24 protein-coding genes are annotated in these 24,823 nt (G+C 68.6%); 13 read left to right on the top strand and 11 right to left on the bottom strand.

What is annotated here, in order from left to right; translation table 11 throughout:
* Positions 1–154 precede the first annotated feature (154 nt).
* Both SLW55_RS10225 and SLW55_RS10220 read left to right on the top strand, forming a co-directional pair.
* Complete coding sequence (locus tag SLW55_RS10225) at positions 155–538, top strand: cytochrome c (protein WP_026143839.1); 384 nt, start codon at positions 155–157, stop codon at positions 536–538.
* A gap of 7 nt (positions 539–545) precedes the next feature.
* The gene (locus tag SLW55_RS10220) at positions 546–1,007 is read left to right on the top strand and encodes a cytochrome c (RefSeq protein ID WP_017911097.1); all 462 of its coding nucleotides are present in this window, start codon (positions 546–548) and stop codon (positions 1,005–1,007) included.
* Positions 1,008–1,357: 350 nt separating this feature from the next.
* On the opposite strand, the gene SLW55_RS10215 is transcribed toward SLW55_RS10220, so the two are convergent.
* Together SLW55_RS10215 and SLW55_RS10210 are read right to left on the bottom strand one after the other, a co-directional pair.
* Complete coding sequence (locus tag SLW55_RS10215) at positions 1,358–3,067, bottom strand: transmembrane repetitive protein (protein WP_295963110.1); 1,710 nt, start codon at positions 3,065–3,067, stop codon at positions 1,358–1,360.
* A gap of 13 nt (positions 3,068–3,080) precedes the next feature.
* Positions 3,081–3,677, bottom strand: coding sequence for an NfuA family Fe-S biogenesis protein (locus tag SLW55_RS10210; RefSeq protein WP_010343876.1), 597 nt, complete (start codon positions 3,675–3,677; stop codon positions 3,081–3,083).
* Between the two features lie 86 nt (positions 3,678–3,763).
* On the opposite strand from SLW55_RS10210, the gene SLW55_RS10205 reads away from it, so the two are divergent.
* The 4 genes from SLW55_RS10205 to SLW55_RS10190 all read left to right on the top strand — a co-directional run bounded on the left by SLW55_RS10205 (position 3,764) and on the right by SLW55_RS10190 (position 7,417).
* Positions 3,764–4,105: a 4a-hydroxytetrahydrobiopterin dehydratase gene (locus SLW55_RS10205; RefSeq protein WP_017910810.1), complete on the top strand. Its 342-nt coding sequence runs from the start codon at positions 3,764–3,766 to the stop codon at positions 4,103–4,105.
* A 5-nt stretch (positions 4,106–4,110) separates the two neighbouring features.
* The gene (locus SLW55_RS10200) at positions 4,111–4,542 is read left to right on the top strand and encodes an energy transducer TonB (protein ID WP_152236258.1); all 432 of its coding nucleotides are present in this window, start codon (positions 4,111–4,113) and stop codon (positions 4,540–4,542) included.
* Positions 4,543–4,627: 85 nt separating this feature from the next.
* On the top strand, positions 4,628–5,449 hold the full coding sequence (gene zupT, locus SLW55_RS10195; protein WP_295925238.1) for a zinc transporter ZupT: 822 nt from the start codon (positions 4,628–4,630) through the stop codon (positions 5,447–5,449).
* A gap of 126 nt (positions 5,450–5,575) precedes the next feature.
* Positions 5,576–7,417 (top strand): DUF3300 domain-containing protein, encoded by a 1,842-nt coding sequence (locus tag SLW55_RS10190; RefSeq protein ID WP_295941100.1) that lies wholly within the window; start codon positions 5,576–5,578, stop codon positions 7,415–7,417.
* A gap of 51 nt (positions 7,418–7,468) precedes the next feature.
* Here the strand turns inward: SLW55_RS10190 and SLW55_RS10185 are convergent, their stop codons facing one another.
* Positions 7,469–8,458, bottom strand: coding sequence for an RluA family pseudouridine synthase (locus SLW55_RS10185; RefSeq protein ID WP_320745052.1), 990 nt, complete (start codon positions 8,456–8,458; stop codon positions 7,469–7,471).
* A gap of 394 nt (positions 8,459–8,852) precedes the next feature.
* Here SLW55_RS10185 and SLW55_RS10180 point away from each other — a divergent pair, with 394 nt between their 5' ends.
* Positions 8,853–12,386, top strand: coding sequence for an Rne/Rng family ribonuclease (locus tag SLW55_RS10180; protein ID WP_320745051.1), 3,534 nt, complete (start codon positions 8,853–8,855; stop codon positions 12,384–12,386).
* 601 nt (positions 12,387–12,987) lie between these two features.
* Here SLW55_RS10180 and SLW55_RS10175 read toward each other — a convergent pair.
* A complete protein-coding gene (locus tag SLW55_RS10175) occupies positions 12,988–13,635 on the bottom strand; it encodes a response regulator (RefSeq protein ID WP_026143418.1) in 648 nt (215 codons plus the stop codon).
* Between the two features lie 460 nt (positions 13,636–14,095).
* Between SLW55_RS10175 and SLW55_RS10170 the strand changes: the two genes are divergently transcribed.
* Positions 14,096–14,557: a GNAT family N-acetyltransferase gene (locus SLW55_RS10170; protein WP_320745049.1), complete on the top strand. Its 462-nt coding sequence runs from the start codon at positions 14,096–14,098 to the stop codon at positions 14,555–14,557.
* A 27-nt stretch (positions 14,558–14,584) separates the two neighbouring features.
* On the opposite strand, the gene SLW55_RS10165 is transcribed toward SLW55_RS10170, so the two are convergent.
* A complete protein-coding gene (locus SLW55_RS10165; RefSeq protein ID WP_295954126.1) occupies positions 14,585–15,772 on the bottom strand; it encodes a DUF2252 family protein in 1,188 nt (395 codons plus the stop codon).
* Positions 15,773–16,119: 347 nt separating this feature from the next.
* Between SLW55_RS10165 and SLW55_RS10160 the strand changes: the two genes are divergently transcribed.
* From SLW55_RS10160 to SLW55_RS10150, 3 genes are all read left to right on the top strand, one after another.
* Positions 16,120–16,698: a DUF3617 domain-containing protein gene (locus SLW55_RS10160; protein WP_232757204.1), complete on the top strand. Its 579-nt coding sequence runs from the start codon at positions 16,120–16,122 to the stop codon at positions 16,696–16,698.
* A 200-nt stretch (positions 16,699–16,898) separates the two neighbouring features.
* Entirely contained in the window at positions 16,899–17,303 is a 405-nt protein-coding gene (locus SLW55_RS10155) for a hypothetical protein (RefSeq protein WP_226978504.1), read from the top strand.
* A 41-nt stretch (positions 17,304–17,344) separates the two neighbouring features.
* A complete protein-coding gene (locus SLW55_RS10150) occupies positions 17,345–18,082 on the top strand; it encodes a BPL-N domain-containing protein (protein ID WP_320745047.1) in 738 nt (245 codons plus the stop codon).
* Between the two features lie 68 nt (positions 18,083–18,150).
* On the opposite strand, the gene SLW55_RS10145 is transcribed toward SLW55_RS10150, so the two are convergent.
* The 5 genes from SLW55_RS10145 to SLW55_RS10125 all read right to left on the bottom strand — a co-directional run bounded on the left by SLW55_RS10145 (position 18,151) and on the right by SLW55_RS10125 (position 22,124).
* Positions 18,151–19,455 (bottom strand): hypothetical protein, encoded by a 1,305-nt coding sequence (locus SLW55_RS10145; RefSeq protein WP_320745046.1) that lies wholly within the window; start codon positions 19,453–19,455, stop codon positions 18,151–18,153.
* Positions 19,448–20,041, bottom strand: a complete 594-nt coding sequence (locus tag SLW55_RS10140; protein WP_320740342.1) for a hypothetical protein — start codon at positions 20,039–20,041, stop codon at positions 19,448–19,450. Before SLW55_RS10140 ends, SLW55_RS10145 begins: the two co-directional genes overlap by 8 nt.
* Positions 20,028–20,606: a hypothetical protein gene (locus tag SLW55_RS10135; RefSeq protein WP_320745045.1), complete on the bottom strand. Its 579-nt coding sequence runs from the start codon at positions 20,604–20,606 to the stop codon at positions 20,028–20,030. The genes SLW55_RS10140 and SLW55_RS10135 overlap by 14 nt, the downstream gene beginning before the upstream one ends.
* A complete protein-coding gene (locus SLW55_RS10130) occupies positions 20,603–21,265 on the bottom strand; it encodes a hypothetical protein (RefSeq protein WP_320745043.1) in 663 nt (220 codons plus the stop codon). The genes SLW55_RS10135 and SLW55_RS10130 overlap by 4 nt, the downstream gene beginning before the upstream one ends.
* Positions 21,266–21,386: 121 nt before the next feature.
* Entirely contained in the window at positions 21,387–22,124 is a 738-nt protein-coding gene (locus SLW55_RS10125; protein WP_295969781.1) for a DUF2306 domain-containing protein, read from the bottom strand.
* A gap of 51 nt (positions 22,125–22,175) precedes the next feature.
* Here SLW55_RS10125 and SLW55_RS10120 point away from each other — a divergent pair, with 51 nt between their 5' ends.
* Complete coding sequence (locus SLW55_RS10120; protein WP_295919671.1) at positions 22,176–23,135, top strand: AraC family transcriptional regulator; 960 nt, start codon at positions 22,176–22,178, stop codon at positions 23,133–23,135.
* 417 nt (positions 23,136–23,552) lie between these two features.
* The gene (locus SLW55_RS10115) at positions 23,553–24,098 is read left to right on the top strand and encodes a hypothetical protein (protein ID WP_320745041.1); all 546 of its coding nucleotides are present in this window, start codon (positions 23,553–23,555) and stop codon (positions 24,096–24,098) included.
* Here the strand turns inward: SLW55_RS10115 and SLW55_RS10110 are convergent.
* Positions 24,095–24,691: a recombinase family protein gene (locus SLW55_RS10110; RefSeq protein WP_320745040.1), complete on the bottom strand. Its 597-nt coding sequence runs from the start codon at positions 24,689–24,691 to the stop codon at positions 24,095–24,097. The two genes, SLW55_RS10115 and SLW55_RS10110, sit on opposite strands and share 4 nt — an antisense overlap.
* Between the last annotated feature and the right edge of the window lie 132 nt (positions 24,692–24,823).

The raw sequence follows: 24,823 nt of genomic DNA, 5'->3' as shown, positions 1-24,823 counted from the left end.
AAGTAGATCACCAATCGACGTCGTGCCGAATGCCCCAAAGGTCACGGGTCGCCCACCACCGCCAGTTTCGAAGCCGCGAAAGGTGAGGCTATACTCGGGCCGTTCCGTGTTCCCCCACGCCGGAACCCCAATCCGTCCTCCGGACCACGAAACCATGCGCACGCAGCCGCTAGCCGCTTGTTTTGCTCTGGCCGTACTCGTTTCTGTTGGGGCCGCCCCGGCCATGGCGCAGACCGCGCCGGCGCCCGCCGCTCCCGCTGCCGCAGCCGCGGCACCCGCGCCTGTTCAGGGCAACGCGGCCAACGGCCGGGTGCTCACCTACACCTGCCAGGGCTGCCACGGCGTCACCGGCTACAAGAACGCCTATCCCAGCTACCGCATCCCCAAGATCGGCGGGCAGTCGGCGCAGTACCTGACCCAGGCGCTGACCGAATACCGGCTCGGCAAGCGCAAGCATCCGACCATGCAGGCCCAGGCGGAAAGCTTCTCCGATCAGGAGATCGCCGACATCGCCGCTTTCCTGTCCACCCTCAAGTAGGCCTCCCATGCCGAACGCCGCGCACGCCTTGCGTCCCGCCCTCGTCCTGCTTGCCGCCCTGTGCCTGGGGGCCTGTTCGCAATCGCAGGTGGAATCCACCAGCAAATCCGCCGGCGACCCCGGCCACGCCAGCGGCGAGCACGGTTCCGGCTCCTCCGCCGGCCTGCCCGGCGGGCGCATCGACGCCGGCGACAAGCTCGCTCACGCCAAGGGCAAGGCCACCGGGCAGAGCTGCATCGACTGCCACGGCGCCGACGGCAACGCGCCGATCGACCCGACCTATCCCAAGCTCGGCGGCCAGTACGGCGATTACCTGGCACACGCGCTGCAGGCCTACCGCGGCGGCACCCGCACGCATCCGCTGATGAGCCCGCAGGCAGCGCAGCTGAGCGACCAGGACATCGCCGACCTGGCGGCCTACTTCGGCTCGCGCAGCAGCCAGTTGCGCGATTTGCACGGCGTGAATTGAGCGCACGGCGCGCAGGGACCTCGCACGCCACATGACGCGCGCGGTCGCCTGCACCAGGCTGCGCCGAGCAGCGGCGACGGGACCGCGCACAGCGCGTGCTCCGGATGCGCCGCCATCGACGCGTGACCAGCTCGCCGCCACTTTCGCGTGGTGCGCGATCCGGTGGCGCTTCGACCCTATCCAACGACGTGAGGCACACACGTAAGAGCGGCTTCATCCGCGATGAGCCCTCGCAGGCAACGCCGTGCCAGCTGAAGTCGTCCACTCGGACCAAACCGCGCCCGGTCCGCGTGTGCCGCAGCTGGTGATGTGCGGCGCCCGCATGTGTGAGCGGGCGGGTACCCCGCCACTCAGCGACTGCCGTTGTCTTCCTGCAGCTCGCGCTTGAACGGCACGTTCGGCGGCGGCCGCGCGCCAGCCGGCTGCTCGTTGAGATTGGGGTCGGTGATGCTGCAGCCGCCGCCCACCTGCAGGATCGAGACCACACAGGAAATGCTGCTGGTGGTGCCCGGAATCGGGATCTTCACCGACTTGATGCCGCGCCGCACCCACTCTTCCAGCAGCGTCGCGTTCGGCAGCCAGTATTTGTCGAACGAGGTCGGCGTGTAGTCGTACGGCGGGCGCTTGAGCCACTCGCCGGCCTTTTCGATGCGCTCGCGCGTCCAGGTGTCGGTCTCCGAGCCAGGCGCGCTGCGCGCCGGTGCCTGGTCGTTGCCGCGGCCATCGGCCAGGCGCACGCTGCCGTCGGCATTGAACAGGCCGCCGCCCTTGCTGGCGCCGGCACCGGCATCGCCGGGGCGGTTGCGTGCGGCCGCGCCCCAGTCGTCGCCGCGCTGCGGCGTGGCCCAGCCACCGTCACGTGCGACCGGCGCCGGACCGCTGCCCGGGCTCGCGGCCTGGCTGCCGGGCGGCGCGGTGCCGGCCGCGGGCGCGGTCGGCTTGGCAGTCGCACTGGCCGCAGCGCCGGCCGGCGCCGGCTGCGGGGTCTGCGCGCTCGCCGGCGTCGTGTCCGGGCTTGCGGCCGGGGCAGCCGGCGGTGCCGGCGTGGGTGCGCTCGCGGTGGCGGTGCTCGGCGTCGGCACTTCGATCTGCCGCACCTGCGGCACGTCCGCACTGCGCAACATCGGCGTGGGCGTCGGCGTGCGCAACTGTGGTGCGGGAACCTGCACCTGCGGCAGCGGTGCCGGCACCTCGCGTTCGCGCACCTGTACCTGCGGTGCGACTGGGCGCGGCACCGCGATGTCGCGCGACCGCAGTTGCGCCACGGTCGGCACGTCGGTGACCACTTCGACCTCGCGCACCGGCACCTGCACGTCGGGCGGCACCACCGCGCGCGGTGTCGGCACCGCTACACGCACGCTCGGTGGCGGCGGCAGTACGAAGTCACGGGTGGGCGTCGGCGTTTCGGTCACCTGCAGCGGCTGCTCCGCCGGCGGCGGTGGTGGCGCACTGGCAGTGGGCGGCACGGGCGCAGGCGCTGCCGGTGTCGGCTCCGCGGCCGGTGCAGGCGCTGCAGCGGCGGGCGGCGTCGGGCGCGGCCGCGCGGACACGGCGCGCTGCGCACGCGGCGGGGTCGGCGACGTCGCCTCCGCGGATGCCGCCGCCTCGGCCGGCGCCCCACCGCCGCTCTCGGCGGGCGTGCCGCGGCCGACGAATTCCACCTGCACGCGTCCAGCCTGGTCCGCATCGGTCAGCGGCGGCAGCCAGCGCACGAACGCCACCCACAGCAGGAACACCGCGAACAGCAGATGCAGCAGCAGGCTGAGCAGCACGGCGATGCGCCGCCACCAGCGCTGGTCGTACGGCGCCGGATCCCAGTGCTGCCACCACAACCGGCGGAACGCCTGCCACAGCGGCAAGGCCGGCAGGCGCAGGGTCGCCGGCGGCTGCGCTGGCGGCATCGCCGCGATCAGTTCGGGAGCCGCGAACGGCCGCGGCAGCGCAGGCTGCGCCGCGATCCAGTGCGCCCATGCATACGGCAGGCCGGTGCGGCGATCGCGCAGCAGCTTGCGCGGCGTGCGCGCCAACAACACATCGAGGATGTCGGCGGCGCGCGTCACCGGCAGCGAAACGTCAGGCGGCCGAATCGCGCGGGATGTAGGGAGCGCTGCCGCTGTCGTGGTCGGTGGCGTCGCGCACCGCGGTCACCCCCGGCACGCGGCCCATCAGCGTCTTCTCGATGCCCTGCTTCAAGGTCACGTCGGCCATGCCGCAGCCGTGGCAGCCGCCGCCGAAGCGCAGCAGCACCACGCCGTCGGCGGAGACTTCCTGCACCGCCACGCGGCCGCCGTGCTGGGCCAGCTGCGGATTGACCTCGTTCTCCACCACCCAGCGCACCCGCTCCACCAGCGAGGCCGCCTCGCCCGGGGCTTCGCCCTTGATCTTCGGCGCCTTGATGGTGAGCTGCTGGCCGGTGCCCTGGGTGACGTAGTCGATTTCGGCGCCGTCGAGCCAGCCGACGCTGTCGGCCGCCACATACAGGGTGAAACCGGCGCAGTCGATCGCCCATTCGTCGCCAGCCAGGTCCGCCGGCTCGGCGAACTCCAGCCGCGCATCGGCGCGCGGGGTGCCGGCATCGACCGCGCTCAGGCGCACGCCCATGCCGGGCACGGCCTCGCGTTCGAGCAGCTTGCGGAAATGGGCCTGTGCGTTGTCTGAGATCTGGATCATGCGGGTATTCTAGACCCTTCCACGCCCTGCGCTCATCGCGGGCGGTATCTTGACCGGCCCTGTCCGTTCCACCGCAGAGACCTTCCATGAACGACCTGATCCCGCTCGCCCAGGCCCATTGCTCGCCCTGCAAGGGCAGCGAATACAGACTGACCCAGGCGCGCCTGGCCGAACTGCTGCCGCAGGTGCCCGGCTGGGAAGTGGTCGAGAACGGCAACGCGATCAGCCGCACCTTCCGCTTCCCCGACTATTACCGCACCCTGGCCTTCGTCAACGCACTGGCCTGGATCGCGCACCGCGAAGACCACCACCCCGACCTGGGCGTGCACTACGACCGCGTGGTGGTGCGCTATTCCACCCACGACGTCGGTGGCCTCAGCGAGAACGACTTCATCTGCGCCGCCAAGGCGTCCGCCCTTCCGGAATGATCACGATGACCGCCACCGCCCGCCATCTGCTCCCCCTGGCCTGCCTGAGCGCCGTGCTGCTCAGCGCCTGCGGTCAATCCCAGCAATCCCAGCAACACACCGTGACCCAGCCGCCGACCGAGGTCGCCGCGGTGAAGACACCGCCGCCGGACTACCCGATCGACGTGGCCTGCGCCGGCATCGGCGGCACCGTGGTGCTGAAGGTGGTGGTCGGCGTGCAGGGCAAGCCCACCGAAGTCGACGTGGTCACCGGCAGCGGCCAGGCCAAGCTCGACGCCTCGGCGCAGGAAGCCGTGCGCGGCTGGACTTTCAATCCCGCTACCCGCAACGGCCAGGCGGTGCCGTGGACCATCCAGGTACCGGTCAACTTCAATCCGCCGCAGCCGCGCCCGGACCGTTGCTTCGCGCTGGACGCGCAGGCGCACAAGGCCGGCTGAGCCACAGGCGCGCACCGCGCGCCTTCACGCGACACCCGCACCGCGCCGGGTCTGATCGACGCCTCTTCCTCGGAGCCGCCGGCGCATGCTGGACATCCCGCTGCACAATGTCCTGGTCGCGCTCGCCGTGACCCTCGGCGCCGGCTTGGCCACCGGCCTGGGCAGCGTGCTGGTGTTGTTCAGCAAGGGGCCCAATCCGCGCCTGCTCGCCTTCGGCCTGGCGTTCTCCGCCGGCGCGATGGTGTACGTATCGCTGACCGAAATCCTCGGCAAGTCGATCGCCGCCTTCAGCGATGCCTTCGATCCGCGCCTGGGCCAGGCCTATGCCACCCTGGCGTTCCTGGCCGGCATGGTGCTGATCGTGGCCATCGACCGGCTGGTGCCCAATCCGCACGAAAGCCTCAACAGCCGCGATCCGCTGTTCCGCGACGACAACCGCGCCTACGTCAAGCGCGTCGGCCTGCTCACCGCGGTGGCGATCACCGCGCACAACTTTCCGGAGGGTCTGGCCACCTTCTTCGCGACGCTGGAGAGTCCGGCGGTGGGCATGCCGCTGGCCTTCGCCATCGCCGTGCACAACATCCCCGAGGGCATCGCCATCGCAGTGCCGGTGCATTACGCCACCGGGCGCAAGTCCTATGCCTTCGCCGCCAGCCTGCTGTCCGGCCTGGCCGAGCCGATCGGCGCGCTGATCGGCTACGTCGCGCTTGCGCGCTTTTTGTCCGAGGCGGTGTTCGGTGCGGTGTTCGGGCTGATCGCCGGGGTGATGGTGTTCCTGGCCCTGGACGAATTGTTGCCGGCCGCCAAGCGCTACGCACAGGGGCACGAGACGGTGTACGGCCTGGTCGCAGGCATGGCCACGCTGGCGCTCAGCCTGGTGCTGTTCCGACTGTCCGCACCGGTCTGATGGCAGCGGCCGACGCCGGCTGAACGCGCGCTCGCTGGCCTGCGCGAGCGCGCTGCGCAGAAAGGTCGCAGACACCCAAGGCGGCGCATGCTGCGGCCACCTTCGCCCCGCTCGATGAGGTGTCGCATGGATCTCCGTCCCCTGCCCCCGGCCAGGCTGGCCCTGTTCACCGCACTGAGCGTGGTGGCGCTGGGCGCCTGCCAGCGGCAGGACACGCCCACTCCTGCGGCCCAGGCCGATGCGCCGGCCCCGGCCGCGGCACCCGCACCTGCCCCCTATGTGGCCCCGACCGCCGACCAGCTCTATCAACTGGTCGCGCCGATCGCGCTGTTTCCGGACAAGCTGCTGGCGCAGACCCTGGCCGCCTCGGTGTACCCAGACCAGGTGGTGTCCGCGCAGGATTGGCTGCGCAACAACCGTACCCTGTCCGCCACCGACCGCCTGCAGGCGGCCGCGGCGCAACCCTGGGACCCCAGCGTCAAGGCGCTGACCGCCTTCCCCGACGTGGTCGACCAGTTGGCCGGCAACGGCGACTGGACCCGCGCGCTGGGCGACGCCTATGCCCACGATCCCAACCAGGTGCTGGACGCGGTGCAGGTGATGCGCCAGCGCGCGCAGGCGCAGGGCCACCTGCGCAGCACCCCGCAGCAACGCGTGCAGGTGGTGCAGCGCACCGTGGTGGAACCGGCCCCGGCCTACGCCGACGCGGTGCCGCCGCCGACCCGCACCATCGTCATCGAACCGGCGCAGCCGGACGTGGTCTACGTGCCGCGTTACGACCCCGACGTGGTCTACGGCGCACCGGTCAACGTCTACCGCGAGTACCGCTATCGCCCGCCGCGCCCCTACTACGACACCGGCGACCTGGTCACCGCCGGCATCATCTCCTTCGGCGTTGGCGTGCTGGTCGGCGACGCGCTCGAACACCACCACCACAGCGTGTTCGGCTGGCTGGAACCGGCGCCGCCGTGGCACAGCTGGGGCTGGAACAACTGGGGGGTGAACTGGAACGCGCCGCCGTCGGCGCCGAACTACGTGGTCTACCGCAACAGCGTGTACGCGCCGCGCACCACCATCATCAACAACCACTACGACAACCGCAGCTACGTGCACAACGACTACCGCGGTGCGCCGCCGCCGGCCGCGCCGATGGGCGGTCCGGGCGGGCAGCAGGCCTTCGCTGGCGCGCGTGCGCCGGCGGGCGCCGCGATGGCCGCCGCGGCGATGTCGGCGCGTGCGCCGGCAGCGGCGTTCGGACCCGCGCGGGCCCAACCTCCGGCGATGCCGCAGACCATGCCGCATTTTACCAGCCAGATGCTGCAGGCCGGCCGCCCGGTCGCGGCGATGCCACCGCCGGTGCAGCGCCTGCCGGCTCCGGGCACGCCAGCGGCCATGGCCGCCGCACGTGACCAGCGCCTGCTGCCCGGTTTCGCCCAGCATGCCGCGGCTCCGCAACGCACCGTGGCGATGACCCAGCCGAACGTGCCGCGCGCGGCTCCGGCGATGCCGGTCCCGCAGTTCCATGGCCGCCCGGTACCGCAGGCGCTGACGCCCAGCCAGGCGCCGCGCGAGGCCATCGCCAATCGCGGCATGCCGGAAGCGCGCTTTGCGGAACCGCCGCGGCGCGGCGACCCGGGCATGCAGCCGTCCGGTTTCGCCCGCGAGATGGCACGCACGGAGCCGCCGCGCCAGGCACTGCCGAGCGAAGCCCCGCGCGCGCAGGCCTGGCATGCGCCGGCGCCCGAGCGCGAGGCGCGCGCGCCGCAGATGCCGCGCGAGGCGATGCGTGCGCCGATGCCGGAACCGCGCCAGGAGCAGCGTCAGGAACAACGCCAGGAGCAGCGCGTGGCCCGCTTCTCCCCGCCACCGCGCATGCCCGAGCCGCGGCCGGCCGAGTCGCATCCGGCACAACGCCCGGCACCCGCCCACCACGACGGGCACCACGATCACGACCACCACGAGAGCTGAGCACGATCCGGGGGCGGCCACGATGCCGCTCCCGGGTTCAGGAGCCTCGCCTCAGCCGAGGCGGTTCAGCGCTTCGGCCAGTTCGTCGGCCAGCGGGGCATTCAATAGATAAGGCGTCTTGCCGTCGTCCAGGCTGAATTCCAGCGAGGCGGCATGCAGGAACAGGCGCTTGAGCCCGATCTGTTCGCGCAGGCGCTTGTTGACCGCCGGATCGCCGTACTTGTCGTCGCCGGCGACCGGATGTCCCAGATGCTGGGCGTGCACGCGGATCTGATGGGTGCGACCGGTCTCGATCCGCACCTCGCAATAGGAATGCCCGCCACGCCGCTCCAGCACCCGGAAGTGGCTCAGCGACGGCTTGCCGGCCGCGTTCACCTGCACGTGGCGCTCGCCGCCCTGGCGCAGGCCGATGTGCAGCGGCGCGTCCACGCTCATGGTGCCGTCGGGCATGCGCCCGACCAGCAAGGTCAGGTAGCGCTTGCTGATGCCGCGGCCCTGGACCCGGTCGTCCTCACGCATCAGCGCCTGCAATTCGGTCAGCGCCGAGCGCTTCTTGGCCACGATCAGCAGCCCAGAGGTGTCGCGGTCGAGCCGGTGCACCAACTCCAGCGACTGATTGGGACGCAGCGCACGCAGCGTCTCGATGGCGCCGAAACTGATCCCGCTGCCGCCATGGCTGGCGACGCCGGATGGCTTGTTCAGCGCCAGCAGCCGCGCGTCCTCGTAGACGATCGCCGCCTCCAGCCGGGCCATGAACGCGTCCGGCGGCGTGCTCTTCTCGCCCTCCTCGGTCAGCCGCACCGGCGGGATGCGCACCTCGTCGCCGGCCTCGAGCTTGCGCTCGGCCTTGGTGCGGCCGCCGTTGACCCGCACCTGGCCGCTGCGCATCAGCTTGTAGATCAGGCTGCGCGGCGCGCCCTTGAGCTGGCCGAGCAGGAAATTGTCTACGCGCTGTCCGGCCCTGTCTTCCGGGACCTTGAGAATGCGCACCGCGCTGGTCGCGACATCGCGCGGCTTTGGAGGGATCGGGGGGGAAGTCATCAGGCAGTTTATTCTGTTACACTCGGGGGGCGAGATAAGGGTTTGATTTCGTTGGAAGTTAGTTGAGGGCCAGAAGCCCGGCTTACGACGATTCCGGCACAGTGCGCGACCACCGCCCCCGGGGCGGCCATGTTAGCGGCTCACCGGCCTACCCGGCCATCGCCGGATGCCGCAAGCGTCCGCGCTGAACATGCCCCGTGCGGCGCCCAGCCTGGCTGGAGTCGCCGCCGGTCCTGAACCACCTAAAAGCAAGAAGCGCTCCCGCGGCTCGCCGTGGTGTCGTAGCGCTGGAAACCCAAGACGCCCACCCCGCGCCTGCGCGATGGGCGACGAAGCGTGACCAGAAGCGAAACCCCATGGCGTTCCGCGCGGTAGCAGCGCGAGGAACGCAACAATGAAGCGAATGCTGATCAACGCCACGCAGGCAGAAGAACTGCGTGTGGCCATCGTGGACGGCCAGACCCTGTACGACATCGACATCGAGCAGCCGTCCAAGGAACAGAAGAAGTCCAACATCTACAAGGGCCGCATCACCCGGCTCGAACCCTCGCTGGAAGCGGCCTTCGTCGAATACGGCGGCGAGCGCCACGGCTTCCTGCCGCTGAAGGAAATCTCCCGCGATTACTTCCAGGCCGGCGTCGACCACAACAAGGCGACGATCCGCGAACTGCTGCGCGAGGGCCAGGAAGTCGTGGTGCAGGTGGACAAGGAGGAGCGCGGCAACAAGGGCGCGGCCCTGACCACGTTCATCTCCCTGGCCGGCCGCTACATGGTGCTGATGCCGAACTCGCCCAGCGCCGGCGGCGTCTCGCGCCGGATCGAGGGCGAGGACCGCGCCGCGCTGAAGGAAGCGCTGGACAAGCTGAACATCCCCGACGACATGGGCGTGATCATCCGCACCGCCGGCGTCGGCCGCGATGCCGAAGAGCTGCAGTGGGACCTGGACTACCTGCTGCAGGTGTGGAAGTCGATCGCCGAGGCCGCCCTGGCCAAGCCGGCGCCGTTCCTGATCTACCAGGAATCGCGGCTGATCATCCGCGCCCTGCGCGACTACCTGCGCGCCGACATCGGCGAGATCCTGGTCGACACCGCCGAGATGTACGGCGACGCCCAGGAGTTCATGCAGCAGGTGATGCCGCAGAGCCTGCGCAAGCTCAAGCACTACACCGACGACATCCCGCTGTTCAACCGCTTCCAGATCGAGTCGCAGATCGAGGCCGCCTACGAGCGCAGCGTGCGCCTGCCGTCCGGCGGCTCGATCGTGGTCGACCAGACCGAGGCGCTGACCGCGGTGGACGTCAACTCCTCGCGCGCCACCAAGGGCAGCGACATCGAGGACACCGCGTTCCAGACCAACCTGGAGGCGGCCGAAGAGGTCGCGCGCCAGCTGCGCCTGCGCGACCTCGGCGGCCTGGTGGTGATCGACTTCATCGACATGGCCTCCAACAAGCACCAGCGCGAGGTCGAGAACCGCCTGCAGAACGCGCTCAAGTACGACCGCGCGCGGGTGCAGATCGGCCGCATCTCGCGCTTCGGCCTGCTGGAGATGAGCCGCCAGCGCCTGCGTCCGTCGCTGGGCGAATCCAGCCAGATCGTCTGCCCGCGTTGCGACGGCCACGGCCGCATGCGCAGCGTCGAGTCGCTGTCGCTGTCGATCATCCGCGTCGCCGAAGAGCACGCGATGAAGGAGAACACCGGGCAGGTGCTGGTCCAGGCCCCGGTGGAGATCGCCAACTACCTGCTCAACGAGAAGCGCCGCGCGCTTAGCGAGATCGAGAAGCGCCACGACGCGCCGATCGTGATCGTCGCCGACGAGCAGCTGCACACCCCGCACTACGAAGTGACCCGCCTGCGCGAGAACGAACTGGGCGAGGAAAGCACCAAGCCCAGCTACCAGCGCGGCACCCCGCGCAAGCTGCCGGTGCACGCGCTGACCAAGGCGCAGCTGAACATCCCGGCGCCCGCGGTGACCAATGTGAAGCACTCGCAGCCGGCCCCGGTGCGCGAAGTGGTCGAAGAACCGGTGGCCGCACCGGCACCGGCGCCCGTGGTTGCGCCGGCCCCGGTCGCGCCACCAGCCACCGGGGTGGTCGGCTGGCTGAAGCGCATCTTCGGCGCCGGCGACAGCCCTGCGCCGGCCCCGGCCGCCGCCGAGCCGGCACAGCGCCAGCGCCCGCAGGACGGCAATCGCAACCGCAACGACCGTGGCGATCGCAACGACCGCAATGCGCGCCGCGACGGCAACCGCAACGGCGGCCAGGGCGGCAATGCCGCGCGCGGCAACGGCAACAACGGCGGCGGCAACGCGCGCCGCGACGAGCGCCGCGCCGGCAACGGCGCCGCCGCGCCGGCCGGGCAGCAGAACCAGCAGCCCAAGGCGCCGCGCAACGAGCAGGCCGCGCAGCAGGCCAAGCCGCAGCAGCAGCCACAAACGCCGAAGCCGCCGAAGCAGCAGCAGCCGCAGAACCCGCCGCGCCAGCCGAAGCCGCAGCAGGAGCCGGCACAGGCCGCCGCGCAGGGCGACAAGCCGCCGCGTCAGCCGCGTGCGGAGGAGGCCGTCGCCAAGCAGCAGGCCGCACCGGTCGCCACCGCACCGGCGACCCCGGTGCAGGACGCCACCACGCTGGCCGCCGCCGCGGTCGCCGGTGGCGCGATCGCCGCGTCGCAGGAACCGGCAGCAGCCGTCGACGCTGCAGCCGCCGCACCGGTGCAGCCGGCGCAGACCGCGGCAGCAGCGAGCATCGATGAACGCGAAAGCGCCGCCGAAACCGCGCAGGCCGTGCCCGCCGGCGAAGGCGCCGAGGGCGAGGACGGTACCGGCGACGCCGGCGGCCGCCGCCGTCGTGGCCGTCGCGGTGGCCGCCGCCGTCGCCGTGGCAATGGCGAAGCCGGTGCTGCCGGCGATGCCGCAGGCCTGGACGATGCCGACCTGGATGCCGGCGACAGCGATGGCGAAAGCGCGCCCGCGCCGAGCCGCAGCCAGCCGGAGTTCGACTTCGACGACGACGGCACCACCGATGCCGCTCCGGCCAAGTCGCAGCCGCCCGTGCAGGAAAAGCGCGAGCCGCAGGAGAAGCGTGAGCCGCGTCGCGAGCGTCCGGCTGCTGTCGGTGCGCCGGCACCGGCCGACGCCGCTGCCCAGGCCCCCGCGCCGATCACCGCCGACGCCGTGCCTGCGCCGGCCACCGCACCGATGCAGCCGGCCGTCGAGGCCGTGACCGGATCGCCTGCGCCGACCGCGCCGGCCGCTGCAGCCCAGGGCGTCAGCGATGCCGCCGTGGCCCACGCCGACACCGTGGTCGCGGCCACACCGGTGGCGGCCGCAGTCGCCGAGACCAAGCCGGTCGCGCAGGAAACTGTCGCCACCGAGCGCGCCGCGGCACTGGCCGAACCCGCAACGCCGGTCGTCGCGCCACAGCCGCAGGCGGTCACCACCGCCATCGAGCAACCGACTGCCACCGCCGCCAAGGCGCCGGTCGCCGAGCCGGACGCGGCGGATGCCAAGGCCACCGTCGAGGATCCGGCGGGCGTGACCACGCCGGCGGCGACCACCGTCGCGCCGAGCGCAGCGCCGGCCGCCACGCCCACAGCTCCCGCGGAACCGCGTGCGGAAGACGCTGCCCCGGCCAAGCCGGCCTACGCGCCAGTGCAGACCACCCTGCTCGATGCCTTCGCCGAGGCACCGGCGGCGGTTCCGCACAGTGGTGAGGCAGCGGCCGCGGCGTCGACCGAGGCCGCATCGGTCACGCCGGCACGCGACGACAGCGCAACGTCCGTCGCTGCTCCGGCGACGCTGGCGCAGGCGGAGATCGCGGCTGTGGACGAGGCGGCGCGGAAGGAACGTGCTGCTGCCGCGGCGCAGTCCGCAGCGCCTGCGCCGCATGCCGCGGACAAGGCGGACGGCGACGAGCACAAGGATCGCGGCTGATCCCCGCTCCTGCCGGTGCAGCATGAAAGAAGCGGCCTTCGGGCCGCTTTTTTTTGTGGACGCCCGTGAAGCGTTTCCATCGCTACGGCTCAAGACGATCGTCTGCACGCGTACTGCCTTTCGCGCGTCCTGTTCGGCGCGGCAGCAGCGGCTTCAAAGCCACGGCGAAACTCGCTTTGCCGTGACTCGACGAGACACACCATCACCTCCGCAGAAGCGGCTTCAGCCGCGACGGGGCTTTCCCGATGCGCCGGTCGCGGCTGAAGCCGCGCCTGCGAAAACACGCGATGCGTGGAGTACGTGCTGCGCGGAAGGCTACCGAAGTGTCTTGAAGATCCACCACCACATGCACGTCCGCGTCGTTGCGCGCTCGCTGCAGTCGCGAGCGATGCATTCGCGCAGAGCACGCACTCCCTACTCCACCGCTTTCGCCAAACCCAGCCATTCCGACCGCGGCACGCGCCAGTGCCGGGGGCGTCGGCGATAGCCGCGGACGCTGGTTCGCAATCGATCCACTGCGAACAGGTCCGCACGTTGGCGCAAGCACAACGCAAAAGCGGCCCGAAGGCCGCTCTCGTGTCAGCTCGGCAGGCACCGCCGACTACAGCGGATGCGTCGGATCCAGCAAGCCGTACTGCGTGGCCAGGCGCGCCAGGGCGATGTTGTCCTGGATGCCGACCTTTTCGAACAGCCGCGCCTTGTGCGTGTTGACGGTCTTGGCGCTGAGGCTCAGGCGCTTGGCGATGTCTTCCTGGCGCAGGCCGCGGGTCAGCAGCAGGGCCACTTCCAGCTCGCGCGGCGACAGTGCATCGAATGGGGAACCGCCACCTTCCAGATTGGCCAGCGCCAGGTTCTGCGCGATGTTGGCGCCGAGGTAGCGCTTGCCCATCGCCACGTCGCGGACCGCGCGCAGCAGCTCCTGCGCGTCGCCGGCCTTGCCAACGTAGCCTGACGCGCCGGCTTCCAGCAGGCGCTTGGGCAGCGGACCGTCTTCCAGTACCGACACGATGATGACCTTGGTGCCGTGGTCACCCTTGACGATGCGCTCGGTGACTTCCAGCCCGCTGACACCGGGCATGTGCAGATCGCACAGAACGATGTCCGGCTTCAGCTGCCGGATCTGCGGGAGCGCATTTTCGCCGCTGTCGGCCTCGCCGACGATCTCGATATCCGTTTGATTCGACAGGATCAGCTTCATGCCCGTACGGACAAGAGCGTGATCATCGACCAGAAAAACCCTGATGGCCATCTCGTATAACCCCAACGCAGCGGATACCGCACCATCCAGACTATCTGCGTGAATTATTCAGGGCAATACGAATTTGTAGACAAACGACGACGCTTCACGGAGTGCTCATCTGCAATTCGCGAAACGTCATCGTGTCGTCATCAAAACCCTGCCGAGCTTACTCAAGGCTCGGCACGCAGGGTCGAGTGACCTGCCAGCGCTCTCCCCGTAAGGCGCGCGACGGTCCCTGCGTCAGGCCGAGGCCAGTATGCTGGTGCGGAGGGAAAAGCGTTATCAGGACAATCCTGATCTCACGTCAGAATTATCTGACCCTCCCCCTTCCCGCTTCCGGACACCATCCCGCTGCGGATCCCGGACAGGCCCGGCGAAATTTTCCGACACTCGCGTCGGAAATGGCCGATGCGACCTCCATACCCGGCGCAGCCACGACATGCCTGGCCGCCTGCGGCACACTGCCCGAGTGAACACGATCCGTCCCTACGTCATGCAGGACCGCGCGGCCTGCCTGGCGCTGTTCGACAGCAACGTCCCGCAGTTCTTCGACCGTAGCGAACGCGCCGCCTTCGAGCGCTTCCTTGAACATGACGTCGGCGACTGGCACTACCTGGTCATCGTCCGCGCGGGCGCGGTGGTGGCTTGCGGCGGCCACGCGCTGCGCCTCGACGGCCGCGTCGCCAGCTTCGGCTGGGGCATGGTCGACCGCCGCCTGCACCGCCAGGGCCTGGGCCGCGCACTGACCGAGGCCCGGCTCGACGCCTGCCGCAGTGCCGGCGTCACGCGGATCGAACTGGACACCAGCCAGCACACCCAGGCGTTCTATGCGCGCTTCGGCTTCACGGTCAAGCACGTGGTCGCGAACGGCTACGGCGCGGGGCTCGACCGTTGGGACATGGCGCTGGACCTGGACCGCACGCGCGGCTGAAACGGATCGCGCCTCAAGAAGTCGCCGTCAGGCGGCCAACGCATAGCGGCGGCAGTGCTCCAGATAACCGGCTTCGTGATGCCCGGCGAGCGCGACCACGCTCTCCCACAGCCACGACGGCGTGGCGATCGCCTTGCGCCGGTCGGCGTCCAACTGTTGCAGCCACGCGGCCCGCGTCCTGGGCTTCATCTGCCGCGCATGCGCCTTGCCGACGACGAAGGCGAGGTAGCGCGCCGAGCGCACCGCCTCGACGTGATTGAACTGGTCGACTTCCAGTTTCAGGTCGCGCGGCGAGAGTTCGCGAATGAACAGCGAGCGGCCCAGCAAATGCACCGGCAACATTCTGCTGCCCAGATAGGGCGACAGCGCCCGCGCCGCGGCGGTGACGCGTTCGGCGTTGTCCGCCGGCATCCGCGCATCGGGCGCTGCCGGCGCGATCGGTGCGACCGCCTCCTTCAGATCGACCAGCGCATAGGACCAGTGGCCCTTGCCGGTCTTCAGGCCGACGATCGCCGCGTAGCGCAGCAGGCCGAGCGAACTGCAGCCCTTCATCCAGTACGCCGCATCGACCAGGCGCACCTCGCGATCCTTGGGCTTTCCCTTCAGCGACAGCACCATCTGCGCCACCTTCGGATCGGCGAACAGCCGCTCCAGCGCCTCGCGCTCTTCCGGCGCCAATGCCCAGAACTTCTCGCCAAGCGGGATACGCGGCTCCACCGCCTGCAGTCGCTCCTTGGCCAGATGCCGCCAGCGCCGGCCGAAGGCCTCGCGGCGGATGCTGCGCACGGTCTCGGGTTCGGCACCGGGGTGATCGCGGGTCGGATCCTCGATGGCGGCGCCATAGCCGTCGATCATCGCCTCCATCATCCGCGCCGTGGTGACGCCGGGCAGGTCCGAGCCGCGTGCCGCAGTGGCCAGCGACAGGCCCAGGCGGATCAGATCGTGCGCGGGATTGCCGATCACGCCCTGGTCGAGGTCGCGGATCTGGATCTCGACGCGCCCCTCGCCGTCGGCGACCGGGCCCAGGTTGCCGAGATGGCAGTCGCCGCAGATCCAGATCGCCGGTCCCATCGGCACGCGCCGCGCCGCCGGCGACGCTGCCAGCCATTCGTAGAACTTGAGCGTGTTGCCGCGGACATAGGCGTGGGCGGAGCGGGCCATCTTCAACGTGCGTTTGCGTTCGAGGATGACGGGGCGTTCGGCGAGGCTGGGCATCGAAGGTCGGACCTGGAGCGGATGGTGTGGGGGTCACGCGCGGCGGCGCAGACGCTAGCAGAGCCGAACGGAATGGTCCGTGCACGGCAGGCACCTGGACAACGTACGCAGTGATCGCGGGGATCGCGCGGCCACGCACCGCATGCACGCGCGGTGGCGGCGTGCGATTACGCAGGGTTTGCTGCTTCTTCTGCCGCCGACGCGCGTGCCTGCGGCGGTCGGATCCAGCCTCTCCGCCGCCTCCTGCGTGACCAGGCACGCGCCAACGGCAGCGCCCGGCGTCGACGTCATCTTAATTACGCCCCCGGCTATGCTCCGCGCACCTCACATAACTTAGGGAGAAGTTCATGCGTCTGACCATGCCGGCAACGGTTGCTGTGTGTGTGCTGCTCGCTGCCTGCGGCAAGGGTGGCGACAAGAACGGCGACAACGTCGCGATGTCCAACGCCTCGGTCGCCGACGTGGCCAAGGTGCAGGCGGCCAAGCTGCAGCCCGGCCAGTGGGAGATGCGGATCGAGCAGGTGAGCAGCGAGACCAGCGGCGGCTCCGGCAACATGCCGCAGATGCCGAAGGTGCCGCCGAGCACCGCCAAGGTCTGCCTCACCGCCGAGCAGATCAACGATCCCACCAGCCTCTTCGGCAGCGCCTCGCCGATGCAGAAGAACTGCGTGTACGACTCCTTCAGCATGAAGGACGGAAAGATCGACGCGAAGATGCATTGCACGATGGGCGACATCAAGGTCGCCGGCACCAGCACCGGCACCTTCAGCGCCACCGAGATGTCCTCCGAATCGCATTCCGAGATCACCGGCCTGCCGGGCGGCATGTCGATGAAGACGCACATGAAGATGGACGGCAAGCGCCTGGGCGAGTGTCAGCCGGGCGATATCAAGGCCGGCGATACCAAGGCGCCGGCTGCCGGCTGAGCGCGCCTGTCCTGATGCCGACGCCCAGCGTCGCTTTTGGAAGCATCCCAGTCCTGTTCCAAGCGCCGCGACGGTGACCCGTCGCGGCGTTTTTCATGCGCGTGCGTCCGCGCTTGCCGCGGCGCGATCCACCCTCCGACCAGTTGCCTGCGCAGCGAGGCACTGGCCTGTTCATACCTGGTTGCAGGCCGATCGGCCGAATGTACGCCTCCAGCGACAGCCGCGTCGCTCCTTGCGTCCTTGCCGTGCCGCCCCACAACGAACAGGAGACACCCATGCGCAACACCCTTCTGGCCACGATCATCGCGCTGGCCGCAGTACCCGCCCTGGCGAGCGCACGCACGCCGGCGCCGGACTGTCACGCGATGATGCTTGCCACGGTGAAGGACGACATGCAGAACACCTGGAACAAGGGCCAGACCTTGCCGGTGGACATCGCGCGCGACACGCCGTCGGGCGGCGCGTTCTGCACGCATGGCGGCAGTTGCCTGCCGCGCAAGGTGGCCGGCAAGGAGGCGGTTCGCCTCACCGATTGCAAGATCGGGCCGTCGATCGGCGACGGCGACTACCGACTGGTCGCATCGCCGCATTCGCACAAACACTGAATCTTCGACTTGCGCCACGAGCGCCGACCATGAAACTTCCATTGCGACTGGCGGCGCTGTGCTGCCTTGCGTTCGCCTGCGTGTCCGCGGCGAACGCGCAACCCACGATCCGTGTCGCGGTCTATCGCGGCGCAGCCGGCTGCGACGATTGCTCAGAAACCGCCAAGGAAGCGATCGAGGCACTGAGTCCGCAGTACAAGGTCGACATCATCGGCCCGAAGGAGGCGCAAGACGTCACGCCCGCCACCCTGCGCGGCTATGCGATCTATGTGCAACCGGGCGGCGGGCAGGACATTCCGGCCGCGCTGCAGGCGATGGGCGAGCGCCGGATCGCTGCCATCCGCGACTTCGTCGCGCAGGGCGGCGGCTATCTGGGCCTGTGCATGGGCGCCTATCTTGCCGATGACACCAACATGGGCCTGATCGGCGACGATCTCGATGGCGAGGTCGGCCGACCCGGCTTCCCCGTCACCACCATCGATGAGGAGGCCGTCGCGGTTCGCTGGAAGGGCCGCCCCGACAGCGTGTTCTTCCAGGACGGCCCCTACTTCCCGAAGAGCACCCAGGGTGGCTTCCGCGCGCTCGCCACCTACGCCAATGGCGATGTGGCCGCGGCGCGCTACAGCTTCGGCCGCGGCACCGTCGTGCTCAGCGGTCCGCATCCCGAGGCGGACCGGAGCTGGTTCGAACAGGCCGAGATCCCGCTGGCCAGGATGCCCAGGACGCCGGTCCTGCAGGCGCTGTTCGACGAGTTCGCCCTGCCGGCGTCGCAGCCCTGAGTCCATCGGTGCCGACCGCCGCCGGCTGACGCATTACCGCCCGATGCGCGCGGCTCGGGCGGCGCGGACTACTTCAACGCCCGCCAGCTCCGACCGGCACGGAAGGCCCGCTCGAGGGTCGCCGCGAGCAGGCAGATCTTCAGCGTCTGCGGCAGGATGCCATCGCCCGGGTCGCTAGGCGTGCCCAGCACCACCGACAGCTGATTGGCGATCGCCTGCCACACCACCTGCGGGTGCGGGCCGATCAACCGGGTCAGTCCCATCCAGGCCCAGGCCGAGGCCCAGTCCAGGGCGCGATACAGCACGATCAAGGTGACCAGGGCCGCCAGCCCGGTGGCGCCGGCCAACTGCACGCTGTTGGCCGCAGCGCGATAGCGCGAAACGGTGCCCGCCCAGAAATGGCCGATGAAGTCGCGCAACCACGTTGGCAGCTTCCGCCACAGCCCCAGCGTGCCGTCGACCTTGCTCGACCACTTGCCGCGCGCATTCCATTCGGCGTTGTGCACGTCGTAGCGGTAGATCAGCGCGGCCAATGCCAGCCAGACCACCGGCAACAAGGCCGAGAAGAAGATCACCACCAACGTGTCCGCCACGCCCGGCGGCGCCTGCTCCACCGCGCCCGGCAGCGCGGCATGCGCGACGCCGATCGGATGGCCGATGCCCTGCCACAGTTGCTGGCCGAGATCGGCGATGCGCAGATGCGCCAGCCAGCGGAACACCCCGCCCTTCCATTCGGTGAGCACGTACATGCCGACGAAGGTCCAGCCGGCCTCGCACAGCACGATCAGCACGTTCCAAGCCGGATGCGCGCTGCGCTGCTTCTGTTTTTTCGCGCCGCGCCGGATCAGCCACAGCAGCGCCACCGACGCCGCCAGCCACCAGCCGCCCGACACCTCGAACAGCGATCCCCGGTAAGTCGGGTCGAACGGATTGAACTGTCCCAAGCCCTCGCGTCCGTAGGCGCGGATGGTCTCGCCGAGAAACCCCCAGGCGGCGTAATAGGCGAAGAACGGCACCAGCGCCTGCGAGACGATCGCCGACAGGCGACGCCAGCGCGCCCTGCCCTCGTCCTGCGCTGTCGTCGCGTCGGCCTGGTCGGCCAGCGCCGCACTGGCGATCCCCGGCAAGGCCGGGCGCAGCGTTTCGAACAGCAGCACGAAGATCACCAGCTTGACCAGTACCACCAGCGTCAGCGACAACAGACCGGCGAGCCGATTCTGGTAGCCGATCCACACCGCGGCCTGCAGCAGCAGTTCGTTGAGCAACACGCCGGCCAGCGCCACGGCCAGCAGTTGCGGCAGATAGCGGAACCACAGCCGCAGCGTGTCGCCGATCAGCCCCAGCGGGCCGCCGCGCAGCGCCAACTCAGTCATGGCCTTGCCCCCGCGCGAAACGGAGGTAATGCGGGCGACCGCCGCGCGTGCTCACGGTAAGTTGCAGCTGCGCGGCCACCGCACGCGGCACCAGGTAGTAGCCGTCGATCGCCAACGGCACGCCCGGCTTGGCCGCGGACACGGCCAGTCCATCGCAGGCCACGCCGGGCGACTCGCCAGGCTTGGCCAGGGCACGCTGCAACAGGTCCGGCACGGTATCGATCGCGGACCAGGATCGGCCAGTGCTGTCGATCAGTTTGAGCGTGCAATCGCTCCACTGCGCTCCGGCGGCGCCCGGCGCCAGCGCCAGGCGCGTGCGCACGAAGGTGCGATCGGCGGGCAGCCCCGCCTCGAACGGCAGCACGTCGACCGACGCGAGGCGAACGGCGGCGCCGTCGTAGTCCACGGTCTGCGCCATCGCCACATCCACCGGCCGCCATTCGCGCGCATGCAGCAGTTCACGCACGTCGCGCCAGCCGGTCGCGGCCATCGTGCACGGCACCAGCACCACCAATGCCGCCAGTGCGAGCCAGCGCATGCGCCGCTCGGAAACGGCCGGGGCCACGTCGCGGTCAGAGGCGTGCATGCAGCGCATCCAGATCGAGCACATCGGTGACCGCCGCTGCGGGCGAGGGCGGCGGATAGCGCACCTGCGCATCGGCCGTCAGTTGCGGGTCGCGGTCTTCCGACAGCAGCAGCGTGCCGCCGGCCCTGGCGAGCGCGGACGGCAGTTCGAACACCAGCACGTCCTTGCGCTCCAACCCGGGCTGCAGCGTCTTGATCGACGACAGCACCGCATCGCCCATCTCGGCGCGGCCGCTGGCGCGGTAGCGGCGGCCATCAGGCGTTGCCCAGACCCGGCCGTACACGCGCGCGGTCGCGCGCGCGACCTTCGACCGCACCGGCACCACCAGCCACACGCCGCCGCTGTCGCGCTGCTGCAGCGCGCCCGCCGTTTTGAAACGGATGGTGCGCGCGAGCTGCGGCGTGCCGGCGTCCACGGCCAGATTGTCGGTCTGCACCCAACCGTCCGGCGCTCCGGAGACCGCGATCGGGCCAGTAATGCGCTCGTAGCGCGGCATCGTCCAGCGCATCCCGGCAAGCAGCACGAAGCCGAGCAGCAGGACCGCGATGGCGGCCAGCCGCTTCACGGTTCACCCGCCTGTGCGCCGGCACGCGCTGCGCCAAGCGGCAACTCCACGACGCCGACCGGATGCGGATCGGTCCATATCGGCTGCGCGTAGAGATTGTCGAAGGCCCTGAAGGTCCTGGCGGTGATGTCGAAGCGCACGCGGCCAGCCACCTGTTCCGTCGCCGGATAGGTCCAGACCAGGGCGATCTGTTCCGGCAGGCCCGGCTGCAATTCGGTGTTCGCCGCACGATCGCGCAAGAGATAAGCAGTCGGCCGCGCATCGGCCCCGCGCGGCGGTGCCTTCAACGCCACCGCCTGCACCAGCGAGCCGCTGGTCTGCGTGGTGCGATTGGTGGCCTGCAGATACAGCACGATCGCCTTGCGACCGTCGCGCGACACCACCTCGCCATCCGGTAACCGGTCGCTGGTCTCCACGTGGTCGAAGCGCAGCGACCACTCGCCCGCGGCAATGTCCTTGCCAACCTGCAGCGCGGGCGGCACCGGCACGTCCTTGGCCTCGAACAACCCGATGCCCCACCCCACCACGATCGCGGCGATGCCACCGATCCCGGCCAGCATCCGTGTCCGCCACTGTCCTAGAGATGCTTTGCTCACCAAACCGGGTGACCCTTTTGGAAGCTCGGCCGGACGGTAGCACCGGGTTGCGAAGACGTGCAACCCGCAACTGAATGAAGAGAAGCAGGATACCGTCCGCACTGTGGATCCTACTTCCAGACCACCTTGCAAATGCTCCAAGCGAGAGACAAGGCGCTTATCGCGGATCCCACGACGCGGGTACCTATTCTGAGCGCTTGAAATCGGGGCTAACGTCATCTCGCCCGAGGGCCGATGGGCGCGCTTTCATCAGCCACTCGGCCACCAGAAGATTCGGTAGCCAGCATAACCAGGCAATTGCCCGATAGGCCACGACAAATTCGATGCCCAAGACAAACGTCGAGAAAGGCAGGTAAAGACGCAGCGTCACCGCAGACAGGGTCAAGGCGAACGAGCGCATCATCCAGCGCCGATGCTCAGCCAGCCGACCTGTCAGAACCTTGCGTAGCGCGATGGCCGTTGTCGCCATCCACGCGATTCCAAGTGCGCTGAACCCCGCGCCAGCGACAGGCCCGGTGGATATCCCGGCAGCAAGAAACAGGGCGGAGAGGCCTCCGACCATGCAACACGCGACATACACGCGTCCGGTCGCCCGATGCCACCCCGGGTGACGCAGACGAAGCCGGCGAACAAACTGCAAGGGCCCACAGAGCAGCGCCGTCGCGGCGCTGGTCGCGTGCACGATCAACCATGGATGCACATGCCGGTTGGCTGCGACCCCAGGTGGCACGGGGCCTCGGTCGAACAGATAGCGATAGGACACCAGGGCGACCATGCCGCTCAACACAGCGAGCACGCCCCATGCATAGCCCGACCGTCTGGATTTCGCTGTCGTGCTTGCCTGCGACCGATACGCCGAATGCATCATGCTGCTCCCTGGAGTGACAAATGCGGCCATGGGCCGGATTTCAAGCCGCGGCATGTCCGCCACGTCCTTCAAGTGCAACACTATCGGTGCCGGGCAGCCGAGCCCATGTTCGATCGTCGAAACATCTGTCGCTATCGTCCAGACATGACCGACCCGCTTTCCGACATCCTCACCCTCGTTCAGCTCGACTCGTATGGATTTCGCGGGTTGGACGCTGGGAGCGACTGGGGACTGCGTTTCCCGCCAGCCGACGGCATCCGATGCTTTGCCATCGATTCGGGGGAATGCAGGATCGTGCTGCAGGACGCCCCCTCTCCTATCGCCTTGGAACCGGGTGATGTGATTCTTGTGCAAGCAGGAGCCGCCATGCAGCTGTACGCAGGCGCCCCCGTGACGTGGCAGGACGCCATCTCGTTCCTGACACAGGTGCCGCCTGGCCACGTCGCTGAACTCAATGGCGGCGGGGTGTGTCGAGGCATCGGGGGATTCTTTTCGTTGCGCGGCCAACATGCTGCGGCCATCCTTTCAGCGGTACCGCCGGTGGTCCACATCCGGTCTCAAGATCACAAGGCGGCGCTTCAAGCCAGCGTACGGCGCCTCATCGTCGAACTGCGCGAACCTCGGCCAGGCAGCGATCTGCTCGCTGGACACCTTGCGCAGGCGCTCTTGATCGAGGCCTTGCGCGCCCATCTCGAGACAGGCCAGCAGCAGATGGGATGGCTGGCCGCGCTCGGCGTGCCCGCACTGCATCGTGCCCTGACGGCCATGCACGCGAACGTCAGCCATCGGTGGACGGTCGCAGAATTGGCCGCCGCCGCACGGATGTCGCGCTCCAGCTTCGCCGCCCATTTCGAGCGCGTCACCGGCGAGACGCCGATGGATTATCTGACCCGGTGGCGCATGGCCCTGGCGTCTCATCGTCTGCTGACGTCGACGCTGTCGGTCGGTGCGATCGGGATGTCTGTCGGTTACTCGTCTGAAAGCGCGTTCGCGGTTGCATTCAAACGCAACTTCGATGCATCGCCCAGCCAGTATCGCGCGCAATCAATAGCGGCCAAGTTCTGACGCTGTGGGTGTCTTAAGGACGCAAACACTGCTTAGGTCCCACCGCCCTAGATCAACGCAGGCGTCCCACCCTTGGACTCCGCAAACGCCATCACGCCTTGACCGCCAGTGTGGCGGAGAGCTTGGAAGGCGAATTGGCCTCTAGGAGGAAGCCGTGTCGGGCAGGGTGAATAGGTACGAGTTGGGAACTTCGGAACCCGACTTCGCCACGGCAGATATGCTCGCTGAGGAGCTTGGCGCTCTATTGGCCTATCTGGTGGCTGACAATGACACAATGGCCCAGATAATTCTGAGCGCAGCCTCGCTATCACCATCCGAGCAGCGAAAACTAGCGTCAGAGCTGTCTGCCGACGCCGTGCGCACAGTCCCACTAGACCTAAACGCGAGTGACCAGTGGTCCATCACATTAGACATAGCTTGGCATGGCACTACCACAATGATGCTCGGGAGTTCCTTCGCCGCTATGGACTACTGCGGCCAGAGGATTTCACCAAATCCGGCCGGGTGAAGAATTTCGTGGACGTGCTGTTAGCTGCTGAGTGCGTTCTCAAGGCGCACATCTTCCTAGGAAAGAGTCAGACCGAACCGCTGACGCTGTATCGAGAGGTCCGAGGACTCCGCCACAGCATTCGCTCCCTTGCCGACAGGGCTGACTACTCGGACGACAGAGAGCCCTACGATGCCCTCTCCGCTCGCTTTGACCAGCTATCTGTCAATCTCAGGTATTCCCTCGACATGTGGGAGACGTTCTTCCCTGGCCTGGGGGGCGAAGAGCAAGTCGCACGATATGACAACACCGTGGCCAACACCCGATGGCGGGAAGCAGCGGTTGCCGAGGTGCAGCATCTGGTTGAGATGTTACGCGGGGAGCTCACCGGAGAGGTGGACTGCGGTATAGATGATGAGCTCAGACAGATGTTGGAGATGGCTGAATTCGTGCGCCAGGCCAAAATCATCCGCTAGGTCTGTAGTGCTCGATATACGCTACTGCGACTGATGGAGAAGCGCTCGGCCAGCTGCTCGATGCTAAAGCCGTCTTCGGCACGCATCCTGCGTAAACGCTCTTCCTGCACCTCTGTCAAAGCCTTTTTTCGGCCAAATTTGGTTCCCTTCTGCTGAGCAAGCGCAATCCCGTCACGCTGGCGCTCAGCCCGAATATCCGCCTCGAACTCAGCGAACGCCCCCAGTAGGTTGAACATCAGCTTCCCCTCTGCTGTCGTGGTGTCCAAACCCTGGTCCAGGACGCGAAGGCTGACGTTCTTGCGCTTGAGCCTGTCTGCAATCTTGGCCAAGTCTAGGACGGACCTGGCGACACGGTCCAGACGGGAGACCACAAGCACATCACCATCCCGCACGTACTCAAGAGCTGCTTGAAGCTCAGGACGGTTCTCTGCCTGACGGCCAGAGCGCTTCTCTTGGTAGACCTTCCCGCAGCCCGCTTTGGTGAGCTTGTCCAGTTGGACATCCAGAGATTGACCGGCCGAGCTGACACGTGCGTAGCCAATGATTTCCATTTCAAGGAGTCTCGAAAACTCTAGATGTTTGGAGAATGCCATTTTGGAATGGGATTTGGAACATGCCTAGAGGTATCCCAGGTTGTATACATTTTGGCCAAGACGTGGGGTGGCACCGACTCCGAAGTGCAAGGGGTTGCATTTAGAACCAGATGACACCATTCATGTTCGTGC

The organism is Xanthomonas sp. LF06-19, assembly GCF_034105425.1.
GTDB lineage: Bacteria > Pseudomonadota > Gammaproteobacteria > Xanthomonadales > Xanthomonadaceae > Xanthomonas_A > Xanthomonas_A sontii.
The sequence above is the reverse complement of the archived record's forward strand: the minus strand, read 5'-3'. Positions and strand labels throughout refer to the sequence as shown.